The organism is Prolixibacter bellariivorans ATCC BAA-1284 (genome assembly GCF_000621705.1).
GTDB classification, from domain to species: domain Bacteria; phylum Bacteroidota; class Bacteroidia; order Bacteroidales; family Prolixibacteraceae; genus Prolixibacter; species Prolixibacter bellariivorans.
In genome coordinates this window covers 68,898-93,571 of record NZ_JHXO01000009.1, presented here as the reverse complement: position 1 = coordinate 93,571, position 24,674 = coordinate 68,898, and the positions used below count along the sequence as shown (strand labels likewise).

14 protein-coding genes are annotated in these 24,674 nt (G+C 44.2%); 2 read left to right on the top strand and 12 right to left on the bottom strand.

Translation table 11 applies throughout. The annotated features are described in order from the left end of the window. Positions 1–33 precede the first annotated feature (33 nt). The 12 genes from T426_RS0112230 to hemL form a co-directional block, all read right to left on the bottom strand. A complete protein-coding gene (locus tag T426_RS0112230; protein ID WP_027585774.1) occupies positions 34–2,448 on the bottom strand; it encodes an ABC transporter permease in 2,415 nt (804 codons plus the stop codon). A gap of 81 nt (positions 2,449–2,529) precedes the next feature. Next, on the bottom strand, positions 2,530–4,947 hold the full coding sequence (locus tag T426_RS0112225) for an ABC transporter permease (protein WP_082229545.1): 2,418 nt from the start codon (positions 4,945–4,947) through the stop codon (positions 2,530–2,532). Positions 4,948–4,967: 20 nt separating this feature from the next. Beyond that, a complete protein-coding gene (locus T426_RS0112220) occupies positions 4,968–7,349 on the bottom strand; it encodes an ABC transporter permease (protein WP_027585772.1) in 2,382 nt (793 codons plus the stop codon). Between the two features lie 28 nt (positions 7,350–7,377). Beyond that, positions 7,378–9,768 carry an ABC transporter permease gene (locus tag T426_RS0112215; protein ID WP_027585771.1) on the bottom strand — a complete coding sequence of 797 codons (2,391 nt, stop codon included), beginning with the start codon at positions 9,766–9,768 and terminating at the stop codon, positions 7,378–7,380. 34 nt (positions 9,769–9,802) lie between these two features. Next, entirely contained in the window at positions 9,803–12,205 is a 2,403-nt protein-coding gene (locus tag T426_RS0112210) for an ABC transporter permease (protein WP_027585770.1), read from the bottom strand. A 29-nt stretch (positions 12,206–12,234) separates the two neighbouring features. Continuing rightward, positions 12,235–14,604: an ABC transporter permease gene (locus T426_RS0112205; protein ID WP_025864023.1), complete on the bottom strand. Its 2,370-nt coding sequence runs from the start codon at positions 14,602–14,604 to the stop codon at positions 12,235–12,237. 243 nt (positions 14,605–14,847) lie between these two features. After that, complete coding sequence (gene hemH / locus T426_RS0112200; protein WP_025864024.1) at positions 14,848–15,867, bottom strand: ferrochelatase; 1,020 nt, start codon at positions 15,865–15,867, stop codon at positions 14,848–14,850. 57 nt (positions 15,868–15,924) lie between these two features. After that, positions 15,925–16,830, bottom strand: a complete 906-nt coding sequence (gene hemF, locus T426_RS0112195) for an oxygen-dependent coproporphyrinogen oxidase (protein ID WP_025864025.1) — start codon at positions 16,828–16,830, stop codon at positions 15,925–15,927. Then, complete coding sequence (gene hemG, locus T426_RS0112190) at positions 16,830–18,200, bottom strand: protoporphyrinogen oxidase (protein WP_025864026.1); 1,371 nt, start codon at positions 18,198–18,200, stop codon at positions 16,830–16,832. The genes hemF and hemG overlap by 1 nt, the downstream gene beginning before the upstream one ends. Positions 18,201–18,203: 3 nt before the next feature. Then, a complete protein-coding gene (gene hemN / locus T426_RS0112185; protein WP_025864027.1) occupies positions 18,204–19,580 on the bottom strand; it encodes an oxygen-independent coproporphyrinogen III oxidase in 1,377 nt (458 codons plus the stop codon). An 11-nt stretch (positions 19,581–19,591) separates the two neighbouring features. Further along, positions 19,592–20,638, bottom strand: coding sequence for a uroporphyrinogen decarboxylase (gene hemE, locus T426_RS0112180; protein ID WP_025864028.1), 1,047 nt, complete (start codon positions 20,636–20,638; stop codon positions 19,592–19,594). A gap of 7 nt (positions 20,639–20,645) precedes the next feature. Beyond that, entirely contained in the window at positions 20,646–21,947 is a 1,302-nt protein-coding gene (hemL, locus tag T426_RS0112175; protein ID WP_027585768.1) for a glutamate-1-semialdehyde 2,1-aminomutase, read from the bottom strand. Between the two features lie 511 nt (positions 21,948–22,458). Between hemL and T426_RS0112170 the strand changes: the two genes are divergently transcribed. Both T426_RS0112170 and T426_RS0112165 read left to right on the top strand, forming a co-directional pair. After that, positions 22,459–23,115 carry a porin family protein gene (locus T426_RS0112170; RefSeq protein ID WP_025864029.1) on the top strand — a complete coding sequence of 219 codons (657 nt, stop codon included), beginning with the start codon at positions 22,459–22,461 and terminating at the stop codon, positions 23,113–23,115. 105 nt (positions 23,116–23,220) lie between these two features. Beyond that, positions 23,221–24,672, top strand: coding sequence for a DUF4249 family protein (locus T426_RS0112165; protein ID WP_159103307.1), 1,452 nt, complete (start codon positions 23,221–23,223; stop codon positions 24,670–24,672). The last annotated feature ends 2 nt before the right edge of the window (positions 24,673–24,674 follow it).

Sequence of the window (24,674 nt, the reverse complement as noted above, 5' to 3'; positions counted from 1 at the left end):
AAATTCATAGTAAGTGGTTTATTCAGTTTTTGTCTATTCGTGCCTGAGTGCTTCCACTGGATTCCTGGTAGCCGCTTTCCAGCTCTGCCAGCTTACCGTAAGCAGCGCAATTACCAATGCGAGCAAACCTGCCAGGGCAAAAATCCACCAGCTTAAACTGGTTTTGTAGGCAAAACTCTCCAGCCATTTATTCATGGCAAACCAGGCGATGGGAGTGGCAATCACAAAAGCGATAGCGACCAATTTAACCAGGCCCCGGTTGAGCATCGTCATTACTTCTGATATTCGGGCACCATTAACTTTTCTGATGCCAATCTCTTTTTGTTTTCTGGTAAGAGTAAAGGAAACAAGTCCTAATAATCCCATGCAGGCGATAACAACGGATAGCAGGGAAAACATGCTGGTCAGTTTTCCAAAGCGTACCTCTTGTTTGTATTGGTTGTCAAACGATTCATCCAGAAATGTATATTCAAAAGGAGCCTGGTCATTTAATCCCCCCCAAATCGATTTTATTTTTTTTAAGACTTTAGTCGCACTTTCCGGTCGGATGCGAACTGCCAGGTAATCTCCGGTTTCCTGGTAACGAATGATCATGGGCTCTGTTTTTTTCCGCAAAGATTTAATGTGAAAATCATCAACGATTCCTATCACATTATAATTCTTGCCTCCGTTGTTAAAGTCGTAAATGACTTTATCATTGCAGTCTGTCCAACCAAATGCATGGGCTGCTTTTTTGTTGATGATTGCATTAAACCGCTCATTTTCCGCATTATCAGTAAAATTTCGCCCGTCCAGTAATTTGATTTTTAATGTATTTAAAAAATCCTTGTCAGCCGTGACCCGCAATAGGAATATCTTATTCTTCTTATCGGTTTTGCTAAACGGATTCGATGACCCGTTAAACATGGAAGGCAATGCGTTGGAATAGGATGCTTTGATCACCTCAGGGTTTCTTAGAATTTCGTCCTTGAAAACCTGCTCGCTATTCCCTAGTTTACTCGTATTCTTTACCACAATGACATTTTCCTTGAGGAATCCAGGGTTTTGATGATGCAACATACTTACCTGTTTTTTGACAACGATAGTTCCGCAAATCAGGATAATGAAAATTATGAACTGAAACGATACAAGACTGTTCCGAAGCCCTGAATTAGCATTCCAATTCAAAACAGTTCCTTTAATTACTTCCACCGGGTTAAACTTTGCGATAACAATAGAAGGTATAGTTCCGGCCAGAATGACTACTAAAATCAGGATAACGCTTATTGTGATAATTCCCTGTGTAGTAAAGAACTGCGAAAATTGCATGTCCAGCCCTGTATAAAGGTTCAAAACCGGTAAACTTATATACAGTAAGAGAATCGCAATGGAAATGGCCAGAACGGATTGCATGAAAGTCTCAAACAGGATTTGAATGGTAATTTTTGATTTACTTGAGCCGATGATCTTTCTAACCCCAATTTCTTTGGCCCGCAAAGTTGCCCGCGCTGTACTAAGATTAATAAAATTAAAACAGGCGATAACGATAATCATAATCCCAATTAGTCCAAGTGCATAAAGCAATTGCTTATTCCCGTGCACAATCGACACATCAGTATAAACTGAATCTAAGTGAATGTCCTTTAAAGGTTGCAAACTGTGAACAACATAATCCCCTTTTTTTTCAAAATCTTTTAAATTGATGCCAACTCTCTCCATCATCGGGGTGTAATATTTGATCGTAAAGTCCTGTAATTTTTTGTTCATGATGGACAAGTCCGTATGCTTCTTCAGAAGCAGATAGGTGTACATATCCCGAAAATTACCCCACTGTTGAATCCCGTAATCAGCGCTGAATTTGATACTGGAGAATGAAGCGAGCATATCAAATTGTAAATGTGAATTGGCAGGTATTTTCTGCATGATGCCAGTCACTTCGTACAATTGGCCATCGGAATTGATTTCAATTGTTTTCCCAATAGGATCAGAATCGCCAAAGTATTTTTTACTGAGTTCCGGCGTAATAACAACCGAATTGGGTTTTGCTAATACCTCATCTTTGTTGCCTTTTAGTAGTTTGAAATCGAACAAATCAAATACGTTTTGATCTGCATACCAGAATCTTTTCTCCATGTATTTGTTTTCACTGACTTTCACCACTACATTTCTTCTGAAATAAAAACGGGTGGCATCGATCACTTCCGGCAACTCAGATTTTACAGTGAAAGCTAAAGGGACCTCTGAAGTGCCCAGATTTTCTTTTGTGGCACCCATTTTTACACGGGTGACTACCCGGTATAATCGGTCCGATTTGGAATGGAACCGGTCAAAGCTTTGCTCCTGAATAAAATAAGCTGCAATAAACAGAAAAGCTGCAAAACCAAATGTTAACCCCAGAATGTTTATACCAGACTGGTATTTGTCTTTGAGCAGATTCCGAATGCTTGTTTTAAATAAAAACTTGATCATGATTTCGAAGTTTTAATTCGTTATTATCCAGGATTATTCGAGCCTCAATGCTTTCATCCCTACGCTTTATTCAGGATTTCGTCACTCATATCTGAGTGCCTCAACCGGATTCCTCGTCGCCGCTCTCCAGCTTTGCCAACTTACCGTAATCAGCGCAATTCCCAAAGCCAGTACTCCTGCCAAAGCAAAAATCCACCAGCTTAAACTTGTTTTGTAAGCGAAGTTTTCGAGCCATTTATTCATTAAGTACCATCCTAACGGACAGGCAACTAAAAAAGCAAAAAACACCCATTTTAAATAATTACCGTTAAGCATCATGATAACCTGTCCTATTTGGGCACCATTTACCTTTCGGATGCCTATTTCATTGGTGCGCTGTGCCGATATTAAAACCGTTAAACCGAATAGCCCTAAGGATAAAATAATGATAGAAATAATTGAAGCATAAAGTATCGTTTTACTTAATCGCTCTTCTACTTTGTAGCGATTCTCCAGTTCTTTATCCCAAAATGTATAGTTCAAATTTTCTTTGGTATTCATTTCTTTCCACCCTTTTTTAATCGCAGAAATTACATTGCTTAAGTTTTCAGGATTGTATTTTACTAAGATGGAGCTGTATCCATTCCCGATATTCGTGTTAGAATACAGGATCATCGGTTCGATTTTTTCTCTTGATGTAAGAAACTGATAGTTGTTTACCACACCGATAATCTCGAACCTATTCTTGCCACTGCTGACAATACTGCCGATAGGTGAGCCGTCAATCTTCATTTTCTTGACAAACTCCTCATTTACAACGATTGACTTATCGGTCGAATCCACATTGCTTTCGGAGAAATTTCTACCTTCCAGTAACTTGAGATTCAACGTGGGAATGAAATAATTATCAGCCTTAAAAATATAGGTATTTAAAACTTCCGAACTGGACACTTCAAATGAACGGGTGGAATATCCATCAAAAAAGTCTCTGTTGGTTAAAGAAGTATTTGTAACACCCGCCTGATTTTTTAACATATCCCGTAAAACAGTCGCCCCTGACTGACTTAAGTAGCGGACATCCAAAGAGATGATGTTCTTATCGGAAAAACCGAGGGATTTATTTTTCAGGTAATTCGTTTGCTTGCTAATGGAGATGGTCGCTATAATCAGCACAATGGTTAATGCATATTGTAATCCAACAAATACCTGCGATGCACTAGCTTTTTTCCCGGCAAACAGTTTTTTTGTCGATAAAAGCGTAGGCTTAACTTTTCTGAAAATAAAAATTGGTATTAAACTGGTTAGTGTAGTCAATAAAATTATTGATAAGGCGGAGAAAGCAACTAACGAAGGAATATTTATCAGATTAAAATAGATCTGACTCTGCGAAATGTTATTAAATACAGGGATTAACATATCCCCGAGTATTCCACCAGCTATAAATGAAATTAGTATTGTAATCAAGTTTTCGCTCAGGAACATTTTGAAAATATCGATGTTTTTTCCACCCATCGATTTTCTGATACTTACCTCACCTGCCTTTTTAAAGAACTGACCGATTGTTAAAATGATGTAGTTGCTAAAGGCAATGAATAAAATAAGCAGGGCGACGATGGTTAAAATTTTCAATTGCGTTCTATTACCGGTAAGTTGGTAGGCTACGCCATCTATTGTATTGTCGAGATATAAACTTTTTAACGGAAGGGCATACGGCTGAAAGCATTTGGAAGATGAAGAAAGAAGGTTATTTTTTTGTGCCTTTTCAATATCCTTTTGGTAAAACTCTTTTACTTCGGCGTAAACCAGATTATTCGCCTGTTCAGGAACAACACCGTTTTTTAACTCATAAAATAGAATTGAGTTACCAAGGCCATTATTCGATTGCCAGAATGCATTTTCATGTTCAAACGGTATGATCGCTTCGAAATCAAGTGTTGAATTCCTGGGAACATCAGCAAGTATCCCTTTGATTGTAAAACTGACATTCTTTATGAAAGTAAATTCAAGACTTTGTCCGATAAGCTTATCATAGTCCGGGGAATCAGTACCTGTTATCTTTTGTGCAAGAGATTTTGTGATAACAATATTGGTGGGATCAACCAACAAATCATTTCTGTTTCCTTTTAAGAGTTTAAAGCTAAACATGTCGAAAAATTCCTGATTTGCAATCCCAAGTTTGACCTTAAGGTTTTTGTCTTTTAAGTCCAGTTGGGCCATGTAGCCTTCCCGGTAGGGGGTGCAGTGTTCTATTTGCGGAACTTTATCTTCCAGATCCTTTGCAAGATCTGGCTTAATAAGATCATCCGATCCTTTGGTCCCGTCTTTTAAAGTCATTGTGTAATTAAGCCGGAAAATCCTATCGGCATTTTCGTGGAAATCATTATAAGAATGTTCTTGCTCGACAAACAGGAAGATAATCAGGACACTTGCGAGGGCCATAGAAAGACCAATGGTTGTAATCGCTACATTTAGCCTGTTTCTCTTAATATTTCTCAATGCGTATAGAATTCTGCTTCTCATGGCTATCGTTTATGTTTTAATTATTCATACCTCAGCGCTTCCACCGGATTCCTCGTCGCCGCTTTCCAGCTTTGCCAGCTAACGGTGAGTAGTGCAATGCCCAGAGCCAGGATTCCTGCCAGGGCAAAAATCCACCAGCTTAAACTGGTTTTGTAAGCGAAATTCTCCAGCCATTTATTCATGGCAAACCAGGCAATGGGCGTGGCAATCACAAAAGCAATCCCGACCCATTTCACAAAATCTTTATTCAGCATGGCCATTACCTCGGAGACTTTGGCCCCGTTTACCTTGCGGATGCCGATTTCCTTGGTACGCTGGAGGACCGATAAAACCGTCAGTGTGAAAAGCCCCATACAGGCAATGAGAATGGCCATTATGGCAAACAGGTTTAATGTACCGGCCAGGTTTTTTTCCGGTTGGTATAAGGCTTTGATTTGGTCGTCGACGAATTTGAATTCCAGTGGATATTGCGGAACAAATTTATCCCATACCGTTTTGAGCTCAGATAAAACACCCGGATCAGATGGATTGATTCGCACGATGATCTCATTCATGTAGAATGGGTTCATCTGGTAAAACATAGGGGTGATATCTGAACGCAACGACCGGAAATTATAATTTTTGACCACCCCAATAATGGGACCCTCAAATCCCCAAACCTCGAATTCTTTTCCGATGGGATTGGCGATGTCCATTGCTTTCACGGCACTTTGATTTAAAATGAAAGCACTTTTCCGGGTATCGAAATCAGTAGCATCGGAAGGGAAATTCGGGCTGAAACTTCGTCCTTGTACGATTTTCACTCCCAGGGTTTTGAAGTAATTATAAGACACCGAGGCCCAGTTCATTTTTACCTCCTTGTCTTTTGGTTTTCCTTCCCAGTTGGGTGCATCCTCGCCCGTTTCGGCGGAAGCTGGAGATGAGAAAGCCATCGTCACATTTTTTATCCCGGGATATTTCTTCAGCTCATCAGCAAATACACCGAATTTATCGCTGTAAATTCCTTCTCCGACATGCATGTTGAGCGGGATAGTCAGCAGCTCGTCTTTTGCGTATCCGGTCTTTTGGTTCTCCAGAAAACTTGTTTGTTTATGGATGATAAAAGTGCTGATAAGTAACATGATACTTAGTAGAAACTGGCCGATGACAAGTAAATTGATCAGCTTGAATTTTCCTGGTATGAAGATGCCCGGGTTTCTGAATATTCGTGCCGGTTTCTGTGATGCCAGAATAACGGATGGATAAATGGCTGGTAACAGAGTTGCAAGAAATACAGTAATTAGCAGAATAATGGCGAGTTTCCCATCGAAAAGATTAATGTTAGGTAAGAGAGGGAAAACGTTGGTCAGGTAACCGCGATAGAATAAAAACAATAGGATTGCCAGACCAAGACTAATAAGCATCATGAACGAAACTTCCTGCAGGTGTTCTTTGAACAGAATTGTTTTTGAGGCGCCGCACACTTTCTTGATGGAAGTATCAGCGCTTCGTTGACTCATGGTCCCAATATACAGAAACAGAAAATTGGCCGTGGAAATGAGCAGGATGATAATCGCGACGGCTACCAAAATGTACAGGTACCTAACATTTGCCTGTGGCGTTGATTCCCATGCCGTCATGCGATCGACGTGTATGGATGTTAGTGGCTGAAATAGGAGTTCATAGTTATGGTCGGGAATGTACTTTGAAAGAAAATTTCCAGCCTTTCGGGAGAAATCATCCACGTTGGTGTTGTCGGCCAGGCGGACAAAGGTGAAAATATCACTTTCGTATTTCCAGCTGGGGTCAACCCAAATCTGGGTTAATTTAGCTATGCTTTTGAGCGGTAAAACAATGTCGCCACGAAAATTGGAATTGTTCTTGAAATTATTGTAAACATCCGTAACTGTGAATTCATGATTCCCGCCAATTTGCAGATGCTCACCGATTGGATTTTTGTCTCCAAAGTATTTTCTGGCTGCTCTTTCAGATAGTACTACGGCATTGGGGGATTGCAGGCATTGCTCTTCATCTCCTTTTTCCAGTGGAAACGAGAACTGACTGAAGAAATTAGGATCAGCAAAGATGGCCTGATTCTCGTTGAACTTGTTTTCCCCGGCGGAACAGGCCAGGTAACCATAAAAGAAACCAATCCGGGTCGCTTCTTTTACCTCCGGAAAATTGGATTTCAACGCTTCCGCCAACGGGGCATAGCTGTAGGAGTTCAACTGTTCACCATCTTTCCCGATGACTTGATAAATTTTCCGAGAATGAGGGGTATTGGAATCATAATTAAATTCCTGATGCACATAGCCAAGGATAATGCCGGCAGAAACAAGCCCTAAAGCCATCCCGAATACATTGATTAGGGTCAGCTTGAGATTCTTGCTGATTGATCGATATATAAGAATCAATCTTTTCATGCTTTGTGCTTTCGTCTGGTTGTTTTAGTTATTCATATCGTAAAGCTTCCACCGGATTCCTCGTCGCCGCTCTCCAGCTTTGCCAGCTAACAGTAAGCAGGGCAATTCCCAGTGCCAGGATTCCTGCCAGGGCAAAAATCCACCAGCTTAAACTGGTTTTGTAAGCGAAGTTTTCCAGCCATTTATTCATGGCAAACCAGGCCATGGGAGTGGCAATCACAAAGGCGATACCGACCCATTTGATAAAATCCATATTGAGCAAGGTCATAACCTCAGAGACTTTGGCACCGTTTACTTTTCGGATGCCAATTTCCTTAATGCGTTGCCGGCTAAGGAAAAGTGACAGACCAAACAATCCCAGGCTGGCAATGAAGATGGCGATGACAGCCATCAATCCAATAATTTTCGAGAAACGAATATCTGATTCATAAATATCCTGCAGGGCATCGTCGGTGAATCGGAAATTGAACGCAGTGGTGCCGCCCGATGCTTTCCATTCCTTTTTCAAAAAGCCAATGGTGCCGGGAATATTATTAGTGCTAATTCTGATAGCCACTTCGCGGCACATTGCCGGATTTAGCACAATAATCATTGGGGTTATAGACTGATGTAGCGAGTACATATTGAAATCGTTTACTACACCCACTACGGTTCCGAATGCTGTTTTTTCCCCGATAATATCTTTTAAGCCAAGCGCCTTGATAGCCGACTGGTTAATTAAAACACCGGAGCTGTTTCTTGTTTCATCGAAATCAGAACCCAGCAAAACATGCATCCCCATGGTTTGAGCAAAATGATAGTCAGCCATCAGGCCTCTTACTTTAACTTTTTCGCTTGGATTATCCACCCGGGGAAGCGAAACATACATGGCATTGGTGGTCGGCGGTAACCAGAGGGCCCCGCTTACATCGAGGATGTTGGGATTATCTTTGATTTCCTGTTTAAATAGCTGATAATTATGATCACCCAAATCAACCCGGAGTAAACCTGCTTTTTTGAAACCTAAATCTTTATGAAAAGCATAGTGGACCTGCTTTTGAACGAGTAACATCACAGCAAAAAGGACAATGAAAACCGTGATCTGAAATATGACCATTCCTTTTCGCCATCCGACTTTTGGGGTGCCCGAAACATTTTTCCCTTTTAAGGTTTCCACCAGTTTAAAGGTCGATAAACGCAGCGAAACTAACATTCCTGCGAGAGCTCCCGTGGCAACGGTTATCAATAAAAGAATCCCGGTGATAATCAGAAACTTTTGACTGAATGCCAGCGGATAGGATTTTCCAAGGAATTGACTAAGCCATGGTAATGAGATATGTGCCAGCTCCATGGCAAATGGCAATGCCAACACCGAAAGAAGCACTGATTCCAGCACCATCTGCGATAGCAGATTCTTCCCCGAAGCCCCGCAAACTTTCCTCACAGCCCAGCTTTTGGTTTGGGCAAACGCTTGTGCAAAAGCTAAGTTCAGGTAGTTGATATAGGCAATGATGAGAATGAGAATACCAACAAAAATCAGTATTAGCAGCATGGGGAAATTACCCAGATCGCCGCTATTATTATCGACTATTTTCTGCGAGCCGAAATAGATTTTTGTCAAAGGCTGAAGAGAAAAGGAAAGCTTGTTGTTATCGGTGGAATGTTCGACACTCAGCTTCTTCATTTTTTTTTCGATTGCACTAACTGACGCTCCTTTCTTCAGAAGAAAGTAATTGGTAAAGAACTGCCCGTCTTCCCACGATTCACGAAAGTGTTTATTATCGGAATTATCACCCATGGAGATTAGACTGTTTCGGAGGTGCTGCATCCCGAAATCGACATTGGTTATGAGCGAGGCTTTAATCGTGGAATTTTCGGGGATATCTGCATACACTGCTGCCACTTCCATTGGGAATTCTTTTCCGTGGCTTCTTAACGTCATAATCTTACCAACAGGGTTTTGCTTTCCAAAATATTTTTTGGCCAGACTTTTACTGAGCAAGACTTCCTTTTGGGCCTGGTCGAAGTCAGACAAGCTTCCGTGCAGAACATGAATTCCAAACATAGAGAAGAAGTTGCTCTCCGTACAAATCATGTTGGGCTCGGCAATGAATTCACTATTCTTCTTTATCTCGATGTCATATATATTGTATTGGTGAACAAACTGTTCTACTTCCGGAAATTGGTCAGCAATGGTTTCTCCGGCAATAAATGGTGTGTTGGCCCAAGTATTGTTATCGGCGGCATTGTAATTAAGCAACCGGTAAATCCGGTTTCTCTCCGGAACAAATTGGTTGTATCCCAGTTCGTTCAGTACAAACACTAAAACAACGGTTACAATGGCCAGGCCGAGTGTAAGACCAGCTATATTGATAATGCTATTGGTCTTGTCGGCCTTCAAGTGCCTGAAACTAACGAGCAAATTGTTTCTTATATTCATATCGATATCCGTTTCCTGATTGTTTTTTTATTTCTTACTCGTAGCGTAAAGCTTCCACGGGATTCCTCGTCGCTGCCTTCCAGCTCTGCCAGCTAACGGTGAGCAAAGCAATTCCCAATGCCAGTATTCCCGCCAGGGCAAAAATCCACCAGCTCAAATCGGTTTTGTATGCGAAATTCTGGAGCCATTTTCGTCCGACATAATAAGCCATTGGTGTGGCCATTATGAAAGCAATGACTACCCATTTCACAAAATCCTTGTTGAGCATAGCCATAACTTCACCGATTTTGGCACCATTTATTTTACGAATTCCAATTTCTTTTGTCCGTGTATTGACTGTCAATAGTGTTAATCCGAAAAGGCCTAAGGAGGAAATAATAATGGCAATGATGGCTGCATATCCAATAATTTGGCTCCACTGTTCTTCCGACTGATAGCGATTATTCAATTGTTCATCCCAGAAATTAAGATCCAGTTCTTTACCAGGAATAATTTTTTCCCAGGTATTTCGAATAAAAGGCAGCAATGAAGCCAACTGTTGTGGTTGATATCTTAGTAACATAAAATTGCCCCGCTCCCCATTATACGTCTTTGGCCTAAGCATCAGTGGCATGATTTCATCTTCCATCGAGTCGTAATGAAAGTTTTTTACTACCCCAATAATTTGGTACACAGTTCCACTCATCCTGATGGTATTGCCAATAGGATCTTCTTTCTTACCAAGATCGGCCAGAAGTTTTTCATTTACAATAACTGATTTGCTATTGAGGTTTGATTCCCTGAAATTTTCTCCTCTAATGAGTTTTAATCCTAATGTCGGGATATAATTGTTGTCGACATTTAATATCCTTGTATCCACCCAATCACCATTGTCCTTAATAACAGCGTCAGATGATCTTCCCCCCATATAATCGCGGTCTGTTAGGGTAAGGTTGATTATGTCCGGGTTACTATTTAAACGATCCCGCAGTGCAAGTTTTTCGCTGTTTGTCAATTGGAAAATCCGGAGGTCGATGATATTTTTCGAAGAGAAGCCCAGGTTCTTGTATTTCATGTAATTGATCTGGTGCACAACCAAAATGGTCAGAATAATCAAAAGAATGGAAAGGCCATATTGCAGTGTGACGAATAGCTGAGTGATACCATTACCTTTCCCCAACTTCAATTTTTTTGACGAAAGTAAATTGGGTTGAATATTGTTTAGCTTTAGCACGGGTATAATGCTGGTTGAAAAAGCAATCAGAAGCAAACAGCCAATTACAAAAAGAACAACCCTGGGTATGTTGATCAGGCTGGTGTAAATTTCATTCGGGGCCAGGTTTTTAAAAGTCGGTAGGAATAATACAAAAATAATAACACCCAGAACAAACGCGGTGATAGATAAAATCAAATTTTCAGAGAAGAAGATCCCGAAGATACTTGTTCTTCTGGCTCCAAGCATGTACCGAATGCCAACTTCACCTACTTTTTTAAAAGCTTGCCCAAGCGAAAGCATAATGAAATTACTGCAGGCAATAATCAGGATGAGCAATCCAATGGCGGAAAGAATATATAAGCTGGCTTTATTATTATTGGTTTCATAGTCTGATTGAACTTTATTGAGGTGTGTGTCTTTTAAAGCGATCATGAATGGCTGAAAATCGTCTGCATCGGTTAATGCCTTGTGGCTTTCAAGAACGTCAATCATGCCTTGATAATAGGTTTTTACAACCGAACTGACTTGTGCTTCAGTGTTCGTTATATTGTTGTTTCCGTTTGTTTGATAGAAGATGGTGGAATTGCCGAAGTAATTGTTCGAAGTTGAGAAATTTCGCTCATATTTATAAGGGATTAAGGCGCTGAACTGAAGGGTGGAATTTTTGGGAACATTGTCCAGTATCCCGGAAATTACAAATGGTTGATCGCCTGAATTCATGAACGAAACCGTTTTACCCAATAAATCTTCAATACCACACTTACCAATGGTGCAGAGTTTATTGGCCAGGTTTTTGGTAATCACCAATTCATTGGGGCTTTTTAAAAATTGATCGGGATTTCCATATAGAACTTTGAAGCTGAACATTTTGAAAAAATCAGGTTCAGTGATACACAAAGTTTCTTCCAGGTTTTGATGCTCAAAACTCATGGTTTGTTTTTGGGCACTTCGAAAGGCTGTACACCGTTTTACCTGAGGGACTTTGTCTTTCAGAACCTGTGACAACTCAGGATTCAGAAGAGCAGATTCATTTACATTCCCATTGGCCCACTTCACCGAATAATTTACCCTGAATATGTTGTTTGCGTTTACGTGAAAGTTATTGTAGCTAAACTCTTGTGTTACATAGAGAAAAATCAATATGAGGCAGGCAAATGCAACTGATAATCCTGCTACGGTAATAACGGAATTAGCCTTGTTTCTCAAGATGTTTCGGAGTGCATACAAAACATTTTTATTCATGAGTTTTTGTTTTAATTATCAATTCCGTGTTATTCATATCTTAATGCCTCCACTGGATTCCTCGTCGCTGCCTTCCAGCTTTGCCAGCTTACCGTGAGTAGTGCAATTCCCAAGGCCAGCACTCCTGCTAAGGCAAAGATCCACCAGCTTAAACTGGTTTTGTAAGCGAAGTTTTCGAGCCATTTATTCATGGCATAGTATGCGATCGGGGTAGCAATCAGAAAAGCGATGGCAACCCATTTGATGAAGTCTTTGTTGAGCAGGGTCATTACTTCCGAAACTTTGGCGCCGTTGACTTTCCGGATGCCGATTTCCTTGGTTCGTTTCTCAATGATGAAGAAAGTCATGCCAATTAATCCCAGGCATGAGAGGAATAGCGATATCAGGGTGGTTATTCCCAGTATCTTCTGAAATTGTTGATCTTTTCTGTAAAGAGCATCCCATGAAGCATTCAGAAACTTATATTCAAATGGAAAGTTCGGAGATAACTGATCCCATATTTTCTTTACCGATTTCATGGTTTGCTGAAACGATGCGCGGTCTTGTGTGTCTGTTTTTAAGTAGATTACATCAGCATAGTTTGAGTTACACATAAATCCGGCCGCCCGGATAGGGGCATGCAGCGATTCGAAGTTGAAATTATCTGCTGTGCCAATAATTCTTCCTTTAGCCGGATCGCTGGTTGCTATCTGAGCTTTCGAAATATCTTTGATACCAAAATCATGTATTGCTTTTTCGTTGAAAATAAAATCTTGGTTTCGCGACGAGTTGTCATTGAACGTTTTCCCTTGTTTGAGTTTGATACCGAAGAAGTGGAAGAAATTGGGTGATACCGTGAATTTGGCAAAATGAACTTCTTCTTTTTTTCCATTGTTGATTAAATTTCTCCCCCAATTTTCTGACATATAGCCTATTGGTTCGTCAGAAAGAGCGATATCGGTTATTCCGGGAATTTGTTTGAGCTCATCCCTGAAAGCATTCATGTTGGCACCCAAATTACTATTGGAATTGGCAAAGATGATATGATTGCGCTGAAATCCCGGATTAGAGTTGTCGAGGTATTGGTTCTGGCGATTGATGAGCATAATACCAGCTAATAAGGCTATAGAGACAGTAAACTGGAATACTAATAAGCCGTTTCGGAACCAATTACTTCGGGACTGGTTAATTTGGTTTTTCAGAAGCAAGACGGCCCGGTGTCGACTAAACAGCAGGCCCGGAATGATTCCTGTGAGTATTAAAATCAAAAGCAGTATGACACTTAAGATAACCAGATTCCATCCGGAATAAATAGAAGGTACGGTAAATTTCGATTCAGTCAAACTATTGAATATTCCAATCATATTCAGGGAAATAAATACTGAAAGCAGGGTTGAAATGAGCAACAAAATGCCGGATTCGGTGATGAATAGTTTGATGATTTGGGCTTTACCACTCCCCAGCGTTTTGATAATGCCGACTTCCTTGAAACGCTTTTCCCGCTGAGCTGTCACCATGTTGATGTAATTGACGCAGGCGAGAAGAAGAATAAGGATACCAATTACTTGAACAATAGATACGGTCAGAGGATTGCCATGCTTGAGAATATCTACGTCCGGGTGGTTCAAATAGAGCTGACTGAACGGAGTCAGACCGTAGTGAAGGTTTTTCTTCCAGTAATCCGGCACACCGACCATGGGAATGGCGGCGAGCTTTTTTTCTACAGTTTGGGCTGATACATGTTTATTTAATCTGGCAAAGGCGCGGTAGTTTTGGGTTCCCCAATCTTCCATGTTTTCGACATACCAATCCAGCTTATAATTGGTTTGCAAGGACAAGACTGACTGAAAGTCCCAGGAGGAATTTTGTGGCAAATCGCGAATGACCGCTCCCACTTCAATGGGAGTGTTTTGCATATAAGTTGCATTGTAAATGATGCTTTTGCCTACCGGATTTTCGTTGCCAAATAGTTTCCTGGATAATGATTGTGTGATGACTACCTGATTGGCCCTGTTTAACGTTTTGGCCGGATCGCCATAAACTGCTGGAAATTGGAAAACCCTGAAAAAGCAGGAGTCAGCGACTAATTGTTTATCGACTTGGAATGTCGTGTGGTTGTTGGTGAAGAATATTTGAGGTGACCAGTCGTTGGTACAGTAAGTCAATTCTTTAATCTCCGGAATTTCCTGTTTGACCAAATTGACCATGTGCTGTGAAAGATGGGAGCCTCCATTGTTGTTTAGGTTGTATATGTTCTGGCAATCAGGGATATATTTGTCTGTCGATTTTTCTTTCCGAACAAATGAAAATATTAGTAAAGCGGATGTAATTCCAATTGTAATCCCCAGTATATTAATAGCGGAAACCAGTTTGTTTCTCCAAAGATTTCGCCAGGCTAATTTGATGTTTGAGATATGCATATCGATTTTTAAGAATATGACGACTTGTTGCTTTTTAGATTTTTTCGTTGGCAGCAATTCAAGTTAATACGATAATTCCTAAAGTGCTACAGTCAGTTATTTTTCGATATAGCATCTGAAGCAAAAAAAATGCCCTTATCGATAAGGGCATGAATGTCAATGGTTAGAATGTCTTGTGTGAAGGCTATTTTATCAAAAACTTTGACAGCCGTGTCAATTATCTTGTCAATATAAGCTTGGGTTTTAGTTCATCTTCTCTTTCACCATAGTTTCCAGAGCATCAATCCATAGCGGCTGGTCGTTGAGGCTTTCAACCATCGTTAAGGTTTCGCCACCGTTTCCGGTGAAGAAGCGCTTGTAATCAATGCCGATTTCCACGCGGGTTTCCAGGCAGTCGGCCACAAATGACGGGGCTGCCACCAATAGCTTTTTCACCCCTTGTTTGGCCTGCTCTTCCAGCAGTTTATCGGTGAAGGGTTTGATCCATTTATCCGATAAGCGCGATTGGAACGATACAGTATAATCACCTGGTTTCAGGCCCAGTTCGTCTGCCAGTTTGCGAGAAGTAGCATAACAGGCGGCTTTGTAGCAGAAGGTCCCGTGTGCCGGCATGGCTTCGTGACAGGTGCAGGTGGTATTGCTGATGCCGGGATGCGATTTGTCGAGATGGCGAAGCGGTAATCCGTGATATGAGAAGATGATGTGATCGTACTCCTCCGGCTTTTGCTCGCGAATGCGTTCAGCGAAAGCTTGAATGAAATCGGGCCGGTCATAGAACTGGCTGATGACCTGCACATCGGGAATGACGTTCCACTTCCGTACGGCGGACCAAAAGGCTTCAACAGCCGTTCCGGTAGAGGAGGAGGCATATTGCGGAAACAATGGCAACAGGATAATTCGTTCGAATCCACCTTCCTTAATTTGCTTCAACGCAGCTTTTAACGACGGATTGCCGTAGCGCATGGCCACGAATACCTTATCGCTTTCCGGCAGGCGGGCTTCCAGTTTTTTCTGAACGCTGTTGGCAAAAACCACCAATGGCGAACCTTCTTCGGTCCACAGTTGCTGGTAGAGTTTCGTCGATTTTGGGGCCCGGAACGGAACGATAATCAGGTTCACCAGAATCTTTTGCAGCAGCCAGGGAATGTCAATCACCCTTCGGTCGTTGAGGAACTGAGTCAGGTAGCGGCGTACACTGCCTACTTTGGGTTCGTCGGGGGTTCCGACATTCATCAGGAGAACGGCTGTTTTCTTTTCGGCCATCGAAGAAATGTTAGATTTTAAATGATAAATATTGAATTGTTCTGTTCAGGAAACAAGTCAATCTGTTAAACAGTTTATCCAGTCCATATCTTTTTTCAACAGTGAAAGGGTTTCTGCTTCACGTGAACCGGGTTCCGGAGTATAGTTGTATTCCCAGACAGCTTCCGGTGGCATGCTCACCAAAATGCTTTCGGTGTTTCCTCCCGAGGCCAGTCCGAATTTCGTTCCCCGGTCGTACACCAGGTTGAATTCCACGTACCGTCCACGTCGCATTCGCTGCCATTTTTCTTCCCTTTCAGTGAAAGGTTTATCAGCGTATCTTGCCAGTTGTCCGGCATACATTTCCGGGTAAGCACTGGCTAAATCGACCGTGAATTGTATCAATTTTTCCAGCGGAATCTCTTTGGTCGGTTTCAGCCGGTCGAAGAAGATGCCTCCCACGCCACGGGTTTCATCACGGTGAGGAATGAAGAAGTAGTCGTCAGCCCATTTCTTGTAATCGGGATAGAACGAAGGTGAGTAATGATCGCAGATTTCCTTCAGTTTCCGGTGAAACAACTGAGCCCCGGCTTTGTCGATGTAGTGGGGCGTGAGGTCGATGCCGCCGCCAAACCATTGTACCCCGTTGTCGAGACTGAAATGGCGCACGTTCATGTGAATAATGGGTGCGTGTGGGTTCACCGGATGCAGAATGGAGGAGATGCCGGTGGCCGCATACGCCGAAGCTTTTTCGCCCAGCAGTTTCTCCATTTGGGCACTGTAGGTGCCTTCCACGTGCGAGAAGTTGATGGCCCCTTTGGCAATCTTATTCCCGCCGGCAATTACCCGCGTCATGCCACCGCCAATGTTTTTCTTCCAGGCATCGCGACTGAACGTGGCTTTGCCGTCGGCCTGCTCGAGGCGGGCGCACATTTTCTCCTGCAATTCGCTGTAAAGCTCCGCTATCCGGGCTGTCTCTTTCATCAAATTTCTTTTTCGGTTATCATTCGTGCCTGTTTGATGCGATCGGCCATCCCAATACCGTTCCGGATGTTTCCGGCCAGAATCAATCCGGGATATTTTCCTTCCAGGCGGTCAATCATTTCAAAGCGCTCCTTCGAATTGGCACCGTATTGCGGAATAGCGTGCCGGTAGCGGTAAATGTGCTGGATATTCGGTTTCAGCTCCTGAAGTTTCATCATCGGAACCAGTTCTTTTTCGAGTACTTGCTGAATTTGTTCATCGCTGTAATCAATCATCTCCGGATGTCGGATGCCGCCCATGAAGACTGACAAAACAGCTCCACCTTCCGGTGCACGGTTTTGAAAAAACGACGAGGTAAATAACACGCCCAGCATATTTTTGTTTTCCTTTGCGGGAATGAGGCCTCCGAAGGCGTTGAGTGGCATTCCTTGCCAATTTTTGAATCCCAGAATAACCTGCGTAACGGTCGCGTATTTTAGTTCTTTAAAAGGTGCCAACTCCTCTTTTCCCAGAAATGGGTACAAACTGTTGAAGGCATGTCCGCCGGCGGTTGAAATCACTTTCGGTGCCCTGATGGTCTGGGTTTCTCCATCTGCAGTGATTGTGGCGGTAAACCCGTCGCGGTCTGGCTGAACCTGTGTGTTTTCCGCGCCCAGCGTAATGCTTTCCAGCCCGACCGACTTTTCCAGCGCCTTAATTAATGATACAAGACCTCCTTTGGCCGAAAAGACTTCCCGTGTAGCTTTGGAATCACGCGGTTCTTTGGGCTCTTTACGCTTTTTCATGGCGCCTCCGATGAAGCTGCCATAGTTTTGCTCCAAATTGTACAGCTTCGGCAGCGCATATTGGGTGACGAGGTATTCCGGGTCACCGGCATAAACACCCGAAATGAACGGGTTGACCGCATAATCGAGGAAGCTTTTCCCCAGCCGGCGACGGACCAGGTCAGCCACCGATTCATTGGGTTTGGTACCTTTCTTGCGAAACGGTTCCCCGAGAATGCGGAATTTATCGTACCACGAAAAGAGGGGAGTACCGATAGCGGAAATGGGTCTGGAAGGCAATGCATGCCAGTCGTTCCCTTTCCAGATGAGGCGCCGTTTGGCGGCCGGATCGGCGGTTTCCAGGGTCACATCTTTCTGCAACTCTTCAAACAGCTCGGCTACTTCGGGATTCCCCAGAACACCGGTATTCGGACCGGTTTCAAAGGTGAAGTCCTCCTCATGGACGGTTTGAATGACGCCGCCGGTGCGGCCATTCTTTTCAATGACGCGAACATTCTTACCCTGCTTTTTCAGGTAATGGGCCGCTGTCAGACCAGTGAGGCCTGCACCGATAATAATGACGTCGGTATTTTGTGCGTTACTCATTCGTCAGACTGGTTTGGAAAATTTGGATTCGTTGTCGCCGCCCATCAACGGGTCGAAGGTGGCGGCCACATTGCGGATGAACATGTTTCCCGCTTCTGTTACATTCACTTTTTCGTTATCGAAATGAATGAGACCGTCGGTTTGCAGTTCGGTGAGCTTTGTTTCTTCATAGGCTACAGCCGAGCGGACCGCATCTTCCGAGACGCGGCAACGTTCGGCCATGTCGTCCCATCGAACGTGCCGGTTGCACATCACTTCGGTCACTACTTCGCGGACGATGCGCTCATTGTCGTTCAATTGGTAGCCTTTGGCGATGGGCAAATGGCCCTTTTCCACCTGCTGCATATAATCGTTAATGGACTTGCTGTTTTGTGCATACACCTGTTCCAGCTGACTAATCCCCGATACGCCGAAAGCATACACCTGTCCGGTGGTGCGGCGGGTGCAGTAGCCCTGGAAATTCCGGTGCAGACTGCGTTCCTTGTGGGCAATGGTCAGCTCGTCGTTGGCTAGCGCAAAATGGTCAAGACCGATGGCATGGTAGCCGCTGTCAATCAACAATTCGCTGGCCCGGTCGAACATGGCAATCTTATCCTCGTTGCTGGGAAGTCCAATCACTTCGAGGCGTTTCTGGCTCTTTTTCACCCACGGAACATGGGCGTACGAGAAAGTCACCAACCGGTCGGGCTTCATGGCAATCGCTCTTTCGATGGCCGAAATAAAGCTGTCGACGGTTTGGTTGGGCAAGCCGTAAATGAAATCGAGGTTCACATCCACCGGTTCGTCACCGTCTTTCAGTAGTTGAATGAGTTCGTCCACCGGAAGTTGGGATGGATCCCGGTTAACGGCTTTCAAAACCTCAATATCGAAATCCTGGATGCCGATGCTGAACCTTCTGAAACCGGCTCCTTTTAGTCTTCTCACCGACTCTTCATCGAGATGGGCCGGATTGCACTCAATGGCAATTTCGGGGTTTTCGATGAACGAAAAACTATCGAACAACAACTGATTCAACTCTTCGAGGTAATGAACCGGAATAGCGTTGGGCGTGCCACCGCCATAGTGAATCTGGGAAACCTTGCGTCCGGGGACGAGGTGTTGTTTCACCATCTCCACCTCCTTTTTCACTGCCTCCATGTACCGTTTCACGGTTTCGTCGTTCTTCATGGGGAAGGAGTTGCAGCCGCAGAAAAAGCACATTTTCCGGCAAAACGGAATGTGAAAATAGAGCGATATGTTTTGCGGTTCCCAGTCGTTCGATGCAGTCAGCGCTTCACGGTAGTTTGCTTCGGTAAAGCTTTCGGTAAAGAAATTGGCTGGCGGATAACTGGTGTAACGCGGTACCGGACGATTGTATTTCTCTAATAATTCGTTATTCATCAATGATGCATTTATGACCGTTTCCAGTCGGCATTTTTTGCCCAGTCGGCCAGAAAGCGGGCGTTTTCAAACGGGATGCCGGGCATAAAGCCGTGGCCCAGGTTGAAAATCCAGTTTTGATTCTCCGCACCAAAGCGGAGGTATTTTTTCAGTTCCTTTTCGATTTCTTCCTGTGGTGCAAACAGCAATCGCGGATCGACATTTCCCTGCAGTCCGATTTCCGGATGAACCAGCTTGCGGGCGTTGGTTAACGAGGTTTGCCAGTCGACACTGAGGAAGTCGGCCTCCTCGGGTGTGAGTTTGGCTATTCCGGTTCCAATCCCTTTCGGGAAGAAGATGAAGGGCAGTCCGGCGTCGCGAACCACCTGCGCTATTTTCCGCACGGGCGGAAGGAACAGTTCGTTGTACACATCGAACGGCAGCAGACCGGCGTGTGTGTCAAACAGCTGGAAGACATCGATGCCGTGTTTGATTTGCCCCTTGATGTATTCGATGGACATATCCGTGAGGGCGTCAATCAGCTGCTTCGTTGTTTCCCTGTTTTCGTAAATAAACCGAATCGCATCGGGGAAATCGCCTTTGCGGCCCAGGCCCTGCAGCATAAACAGCAGCACCGTGAGTGGCGCTCCGCAAAAACCAATCAGCGGAATGTGGGCCGGTTTCGTGCGGTTAATTTCGTCAATTACCGCGTAGATGTAATCCAGCTTGGTCGGATCATCAAACAGTCCGTTGATCGGGTTTTCCCGGAAGGCGAGTGGTTCGTCAAAGGTCGGACCGGCATCGGTGAAGTCGAGGCCCATGCCCATGGCGTAGGGAACGACCAGGATGTCGGAAAACAGAATGGCCGCGTCGACGCCCAAATCTTCCACCGGAAGGAGGGTCACTTGGGCCGCTACTTCCGGATTTTGCATCATCTGCCAAAACGTATATTGCTTCTTAATCTCCAGGTAGGAGGGCAATACCCGCCCGGCCTGGCGCATGAACCACACCGGTGGTCGCTCCGTCGATTCGCCTTTCAGGGTACGTAATAATATGGATTCCGTCGGGTTTGTCTGCATCGGGGAATTAACCTTTCTGTTTGATTTTTTTCAATGCGTTGTAACTGGCTTCGATGGTGCGCTGAATGTCTTCGTCGGTGTGAGCCGCCGAAACAAAACCAGCCTCGAACTGCGACGGTGCCAGGTAGATGCCGCTTTCCAGCGAGTATTTGAAATAATCGGAGAAAACCTTCGTATCGCATTTCATCACATCGGCAAAGGAAGTCACCTTCTCTTCCTTGGTGAAGAAAAGCGTAAACATGGAGCCGACGCGGTTGACCACGGCCGGGAAATCCAGTTCGCGGAGGTTGTTCTTCAGCCCTTCTTCCAGCATGCCGGCTTTCCGCTCCAGGTCGTCATAAATCATCGAGTCGTTGTCCAGCAATCGTAGCTGTGTTAATCCGGCTGCCATGGCCAGCGGATTTCCCGAAAGGGTTCCGGCCTGGTACACGGGACCTTGCGGTGCCAGATGATCCATGATTTCTTTTTTACCGCCGTAAGCACCGACAGGCAGTCCGCCACCGATGATTTTACCTAAGGTCGTCAGATCGGGTTCGATGCCCAGCAGACTTTGTGCGCCGCCTTTGGCTACCCGGAAACCGGTCATCACCTCATCGAAAATGAGCAGTGCACCGTGTTTGGTACACAGGTCGCGTACGCCCTGCATGAATTCTTTCGTCGGAATCACGACCCCCATGTTGCCGGTAACGGGCTCGATGATGAGCGCGGCAATGTTGTCGCCGTGTTTTTCGAAATGGGCGGCCACCGAATCCAAATCGTTGAATTGGGCCGTGAGCGTATCGTGTGCTGTTCCCGTGGTGACGCCCGGTGTGTTCGGTGTTCCGAAAGTCAAAGCTCCGGAGCCGGCAGCAATCAGGAAGCTGTCGTTGTGACCGTGGTAGCAGCCTTCGAATTTGATGACCAAATCGCGGCCGGTATAGCCACGGGCCAGGCGCAGGGCACTCATGGTGGCTTCGGTACCTGAGTTCACCATCCGCACACTCTCGATAGACGGCATCATCTTCCGCACTTGCTTTGCCATTTCGGTTTCCAGCAGGGTGGGAGCGCCAAAGCTGGTGCCCTTCTGCATGGTTTCGGATAATGCTTTCAGCACGTCGGGGTGGGCGTGACCGAGAATCATCGGTCCCCACGAACCTACATAATCGATATATTCGTTGCCGTCGATGTCACGGACTTTGGAGCCTTGGGCACTTTCGATGAAGACCGGATCACTCTCCACGCTCCTGAACGAACGCACCGGTGAGTTCACTCCGCCGGGGATGTACTCCAGCGCTTCCTGAAAGGCCTGTATGCTTTTGGTAAATTCCATTGTCAATATATTTTAATCTTTTTTCCGGATGCCATGAACGGGAAAAACGGGAGTCTATACGGTTGAGTAAAACTCGTCGGTTCAACCTTCCGTTCGCTAACCGACAAAAATAACAAATATGCCGGCTTGAGGTTGCGATATTTCCTATTAATACCTGTTGGAATTCTTGCAGAAGAAGGAAAATCAACAAAAGATTAGGTCTGCTTAATATCTGGTAAAGAAAAGAGAGAGCTGTTGTGTATAGCTTTGGAGTGTTGATGACAGCGAAAAAATAACTTGAAATATTCATTTTTATGCAAAATAGTGTAGTTTTGAATTATCAATATCCATGACAGTGTAAACACTTTCCGGAATTTACCTATGATGAGATGATTTTTTGATTGTTGTGTTGCTTTTTAATCCTGCTTTTTTACCTGTATTTCTGTTTGATGAGATTGCCTAAGAGTTATCATTAACCTTGAGAAAGGCTAATTGGGCTTTGTAATGTATTTATGTAACGAGAAAATTTAAAATGGTAAAAAAAACAGCATTATTCGGGCTATTCCTCTTGCTTTATGTTGCGACAGCAACTGCCCAAACCAATGAATTTGGAATAAAAGGAGGCATTGGGAACAGTAAACTCGATGTAACGTTTTATTCAACAGCCAACAATTCGTTTCGTCCCTCTTATGAAGCTATCATTGGTTATGAGTTTGGCGGGTATTACCGTCATGCATTTAGCAAGCATCTGGGACTGAAAGGCGAACTGCTCTTTGCCCGGAAAGGAGGAAAAACCAAATTGCTCGACGGAACATTTTATCAGGGAGAGTGGGTTGCTTTTACTCCTTCTCCAATTAGTAATTACTATTTGAATGTGCCTCTCACTGTGTCGTGGTTTCCGGTGAAACACCTGGAGCTGGAAACCGGTTTTGAGTATGGTTTTTTACTCAATAACAGGAATGATGAGCAGTTTTACAAGATGGGTAAACATGATGCCGGCTTACTGGCTGGGGTAGCCTGGCACTTTGGGAACACCTTTCTATCCGTACGGTATATTTACGGCCTGACAACGGTCTTTCAGAATCAAAACATAAGTACTGTTTCTGCGTATAGTCAGTCCAATATGGTAACCGACTCGAAGAACCGTAGTCTGCAGGTTTCGATAGGTTTTAAACTTTTCGGTAAATAACTGAGAAGAAGTTATCCTGTATTAACTAGTAGTCTATAATATGCCCTTTGCGGTTGCTGATTATCGGTGACTGCAAAGGGTTCTGTTGTATGGATATGAATGACTATGAGAATTAGATATTTCGTTTGTGTACTATGCCTAATCGCGTTAACGGCCTGCGAAAAGGACGTGACCGACCGGTTTGCCAGTGAACTGCCGGCCCAAATTGTCGTGAATAGTTTCTTCTCCCCTGAGAAAAGCTGGAAGGTGTATGTCGGTAAAACCGTTAACCTGGGGCAAAAACCCGGAAAGAATCCGGTTGATAATGCGACGGTGGTGGTTTATGAGAACGGTTCGATACCTATTGAACTTCATTATAACTCTGACGGGCAGTATGTCAGTAGTGAGAAACCCCGCGACGGCGCTTATTACCGGCTATCGGTTAAAGTGCCTGGTTACGATGAAATAACAGCTACTGATACGGTACCACCGCCGGTCCGGGTTGAGTCGGTTACTTACGATACCCTGCAGCGGAGCTTTCCTTCGCTGGATCAGATCTCCGAGAGTTTCTACACTTACCGGACTAAATTTAGTTTTCCCGGACAGCCAGTCAATTTAAACTGCCGTACGGTTCGTTCGCCTAACGGGACAACTGCATATTACCTCGATGACGAAAGTTTTCGCCTGATGGCTTTGCACGGTCTGCCTCAGGCATATCTCGATGCACTTCAGTCTCTGAAAAACGAACATTTTACCGGGAGCTGGCAGTTGATTCGGGCATGCGACGATTTACTCCAGCCTGTCGATAGCATGTATTACATGAATTTTCCCGTAGGGTGGATGGGATTTGATTATTATGCTGCAACGGAAAAGGAACCAATTGGTGAAAACAACGTTACTTCGTTCGACATCTTTACCCACAACGGGTCTTTTCAGCATATCGGGACCGACAATGCCAACCTGTTTGCATCGGACATAACCGGTTTGGCTACACCTCCCGGTTTCTTTGTCGATGTTTATGAGCTTCCGTATACCGGGAACAGCAGTTCACCCTATAAGCTGCTTCCGTATCCTCCCGACACTGTTCACTACAATGTTGCTCCGGGTTGCTATCTGCAGGTTTATTCGCTGAGTCCGGCCGGCTATCAGTACCAGACCAGCTATGTGAAGCAGGTAACCGGACGAACCAATCTGTTCGACAATTACTCTTCGGTTTATTCCAATATTAACGGGGGAGTCGGCATTTTTGCCGGAGTGCGCGATACCATCTGCCCGACGCTCTACTTTGGGAGACCCAAATTAAAGTACAGCGAGTACGAAGAATTGTCATTAACCGACGAGAGTTTTGCTCAAATGCGCGAAGCCGGCATTGCCGATGTGTACATCAATGCGCTGATGCCCCTCAAAGGCAAAGTATTCCCCGAACCGGAATTTTCGGACGACCGCGATTTTACGAATGCTATCTGGGAAACCATGCGCAAGGCGCTGGGAGAAGGTTATCATTTCGATGAGTCGCTGAGAAATATCGATTTTACTTCATTCGCCACAGTAACCACCATCCCGGCCAAACCCTTTTAACT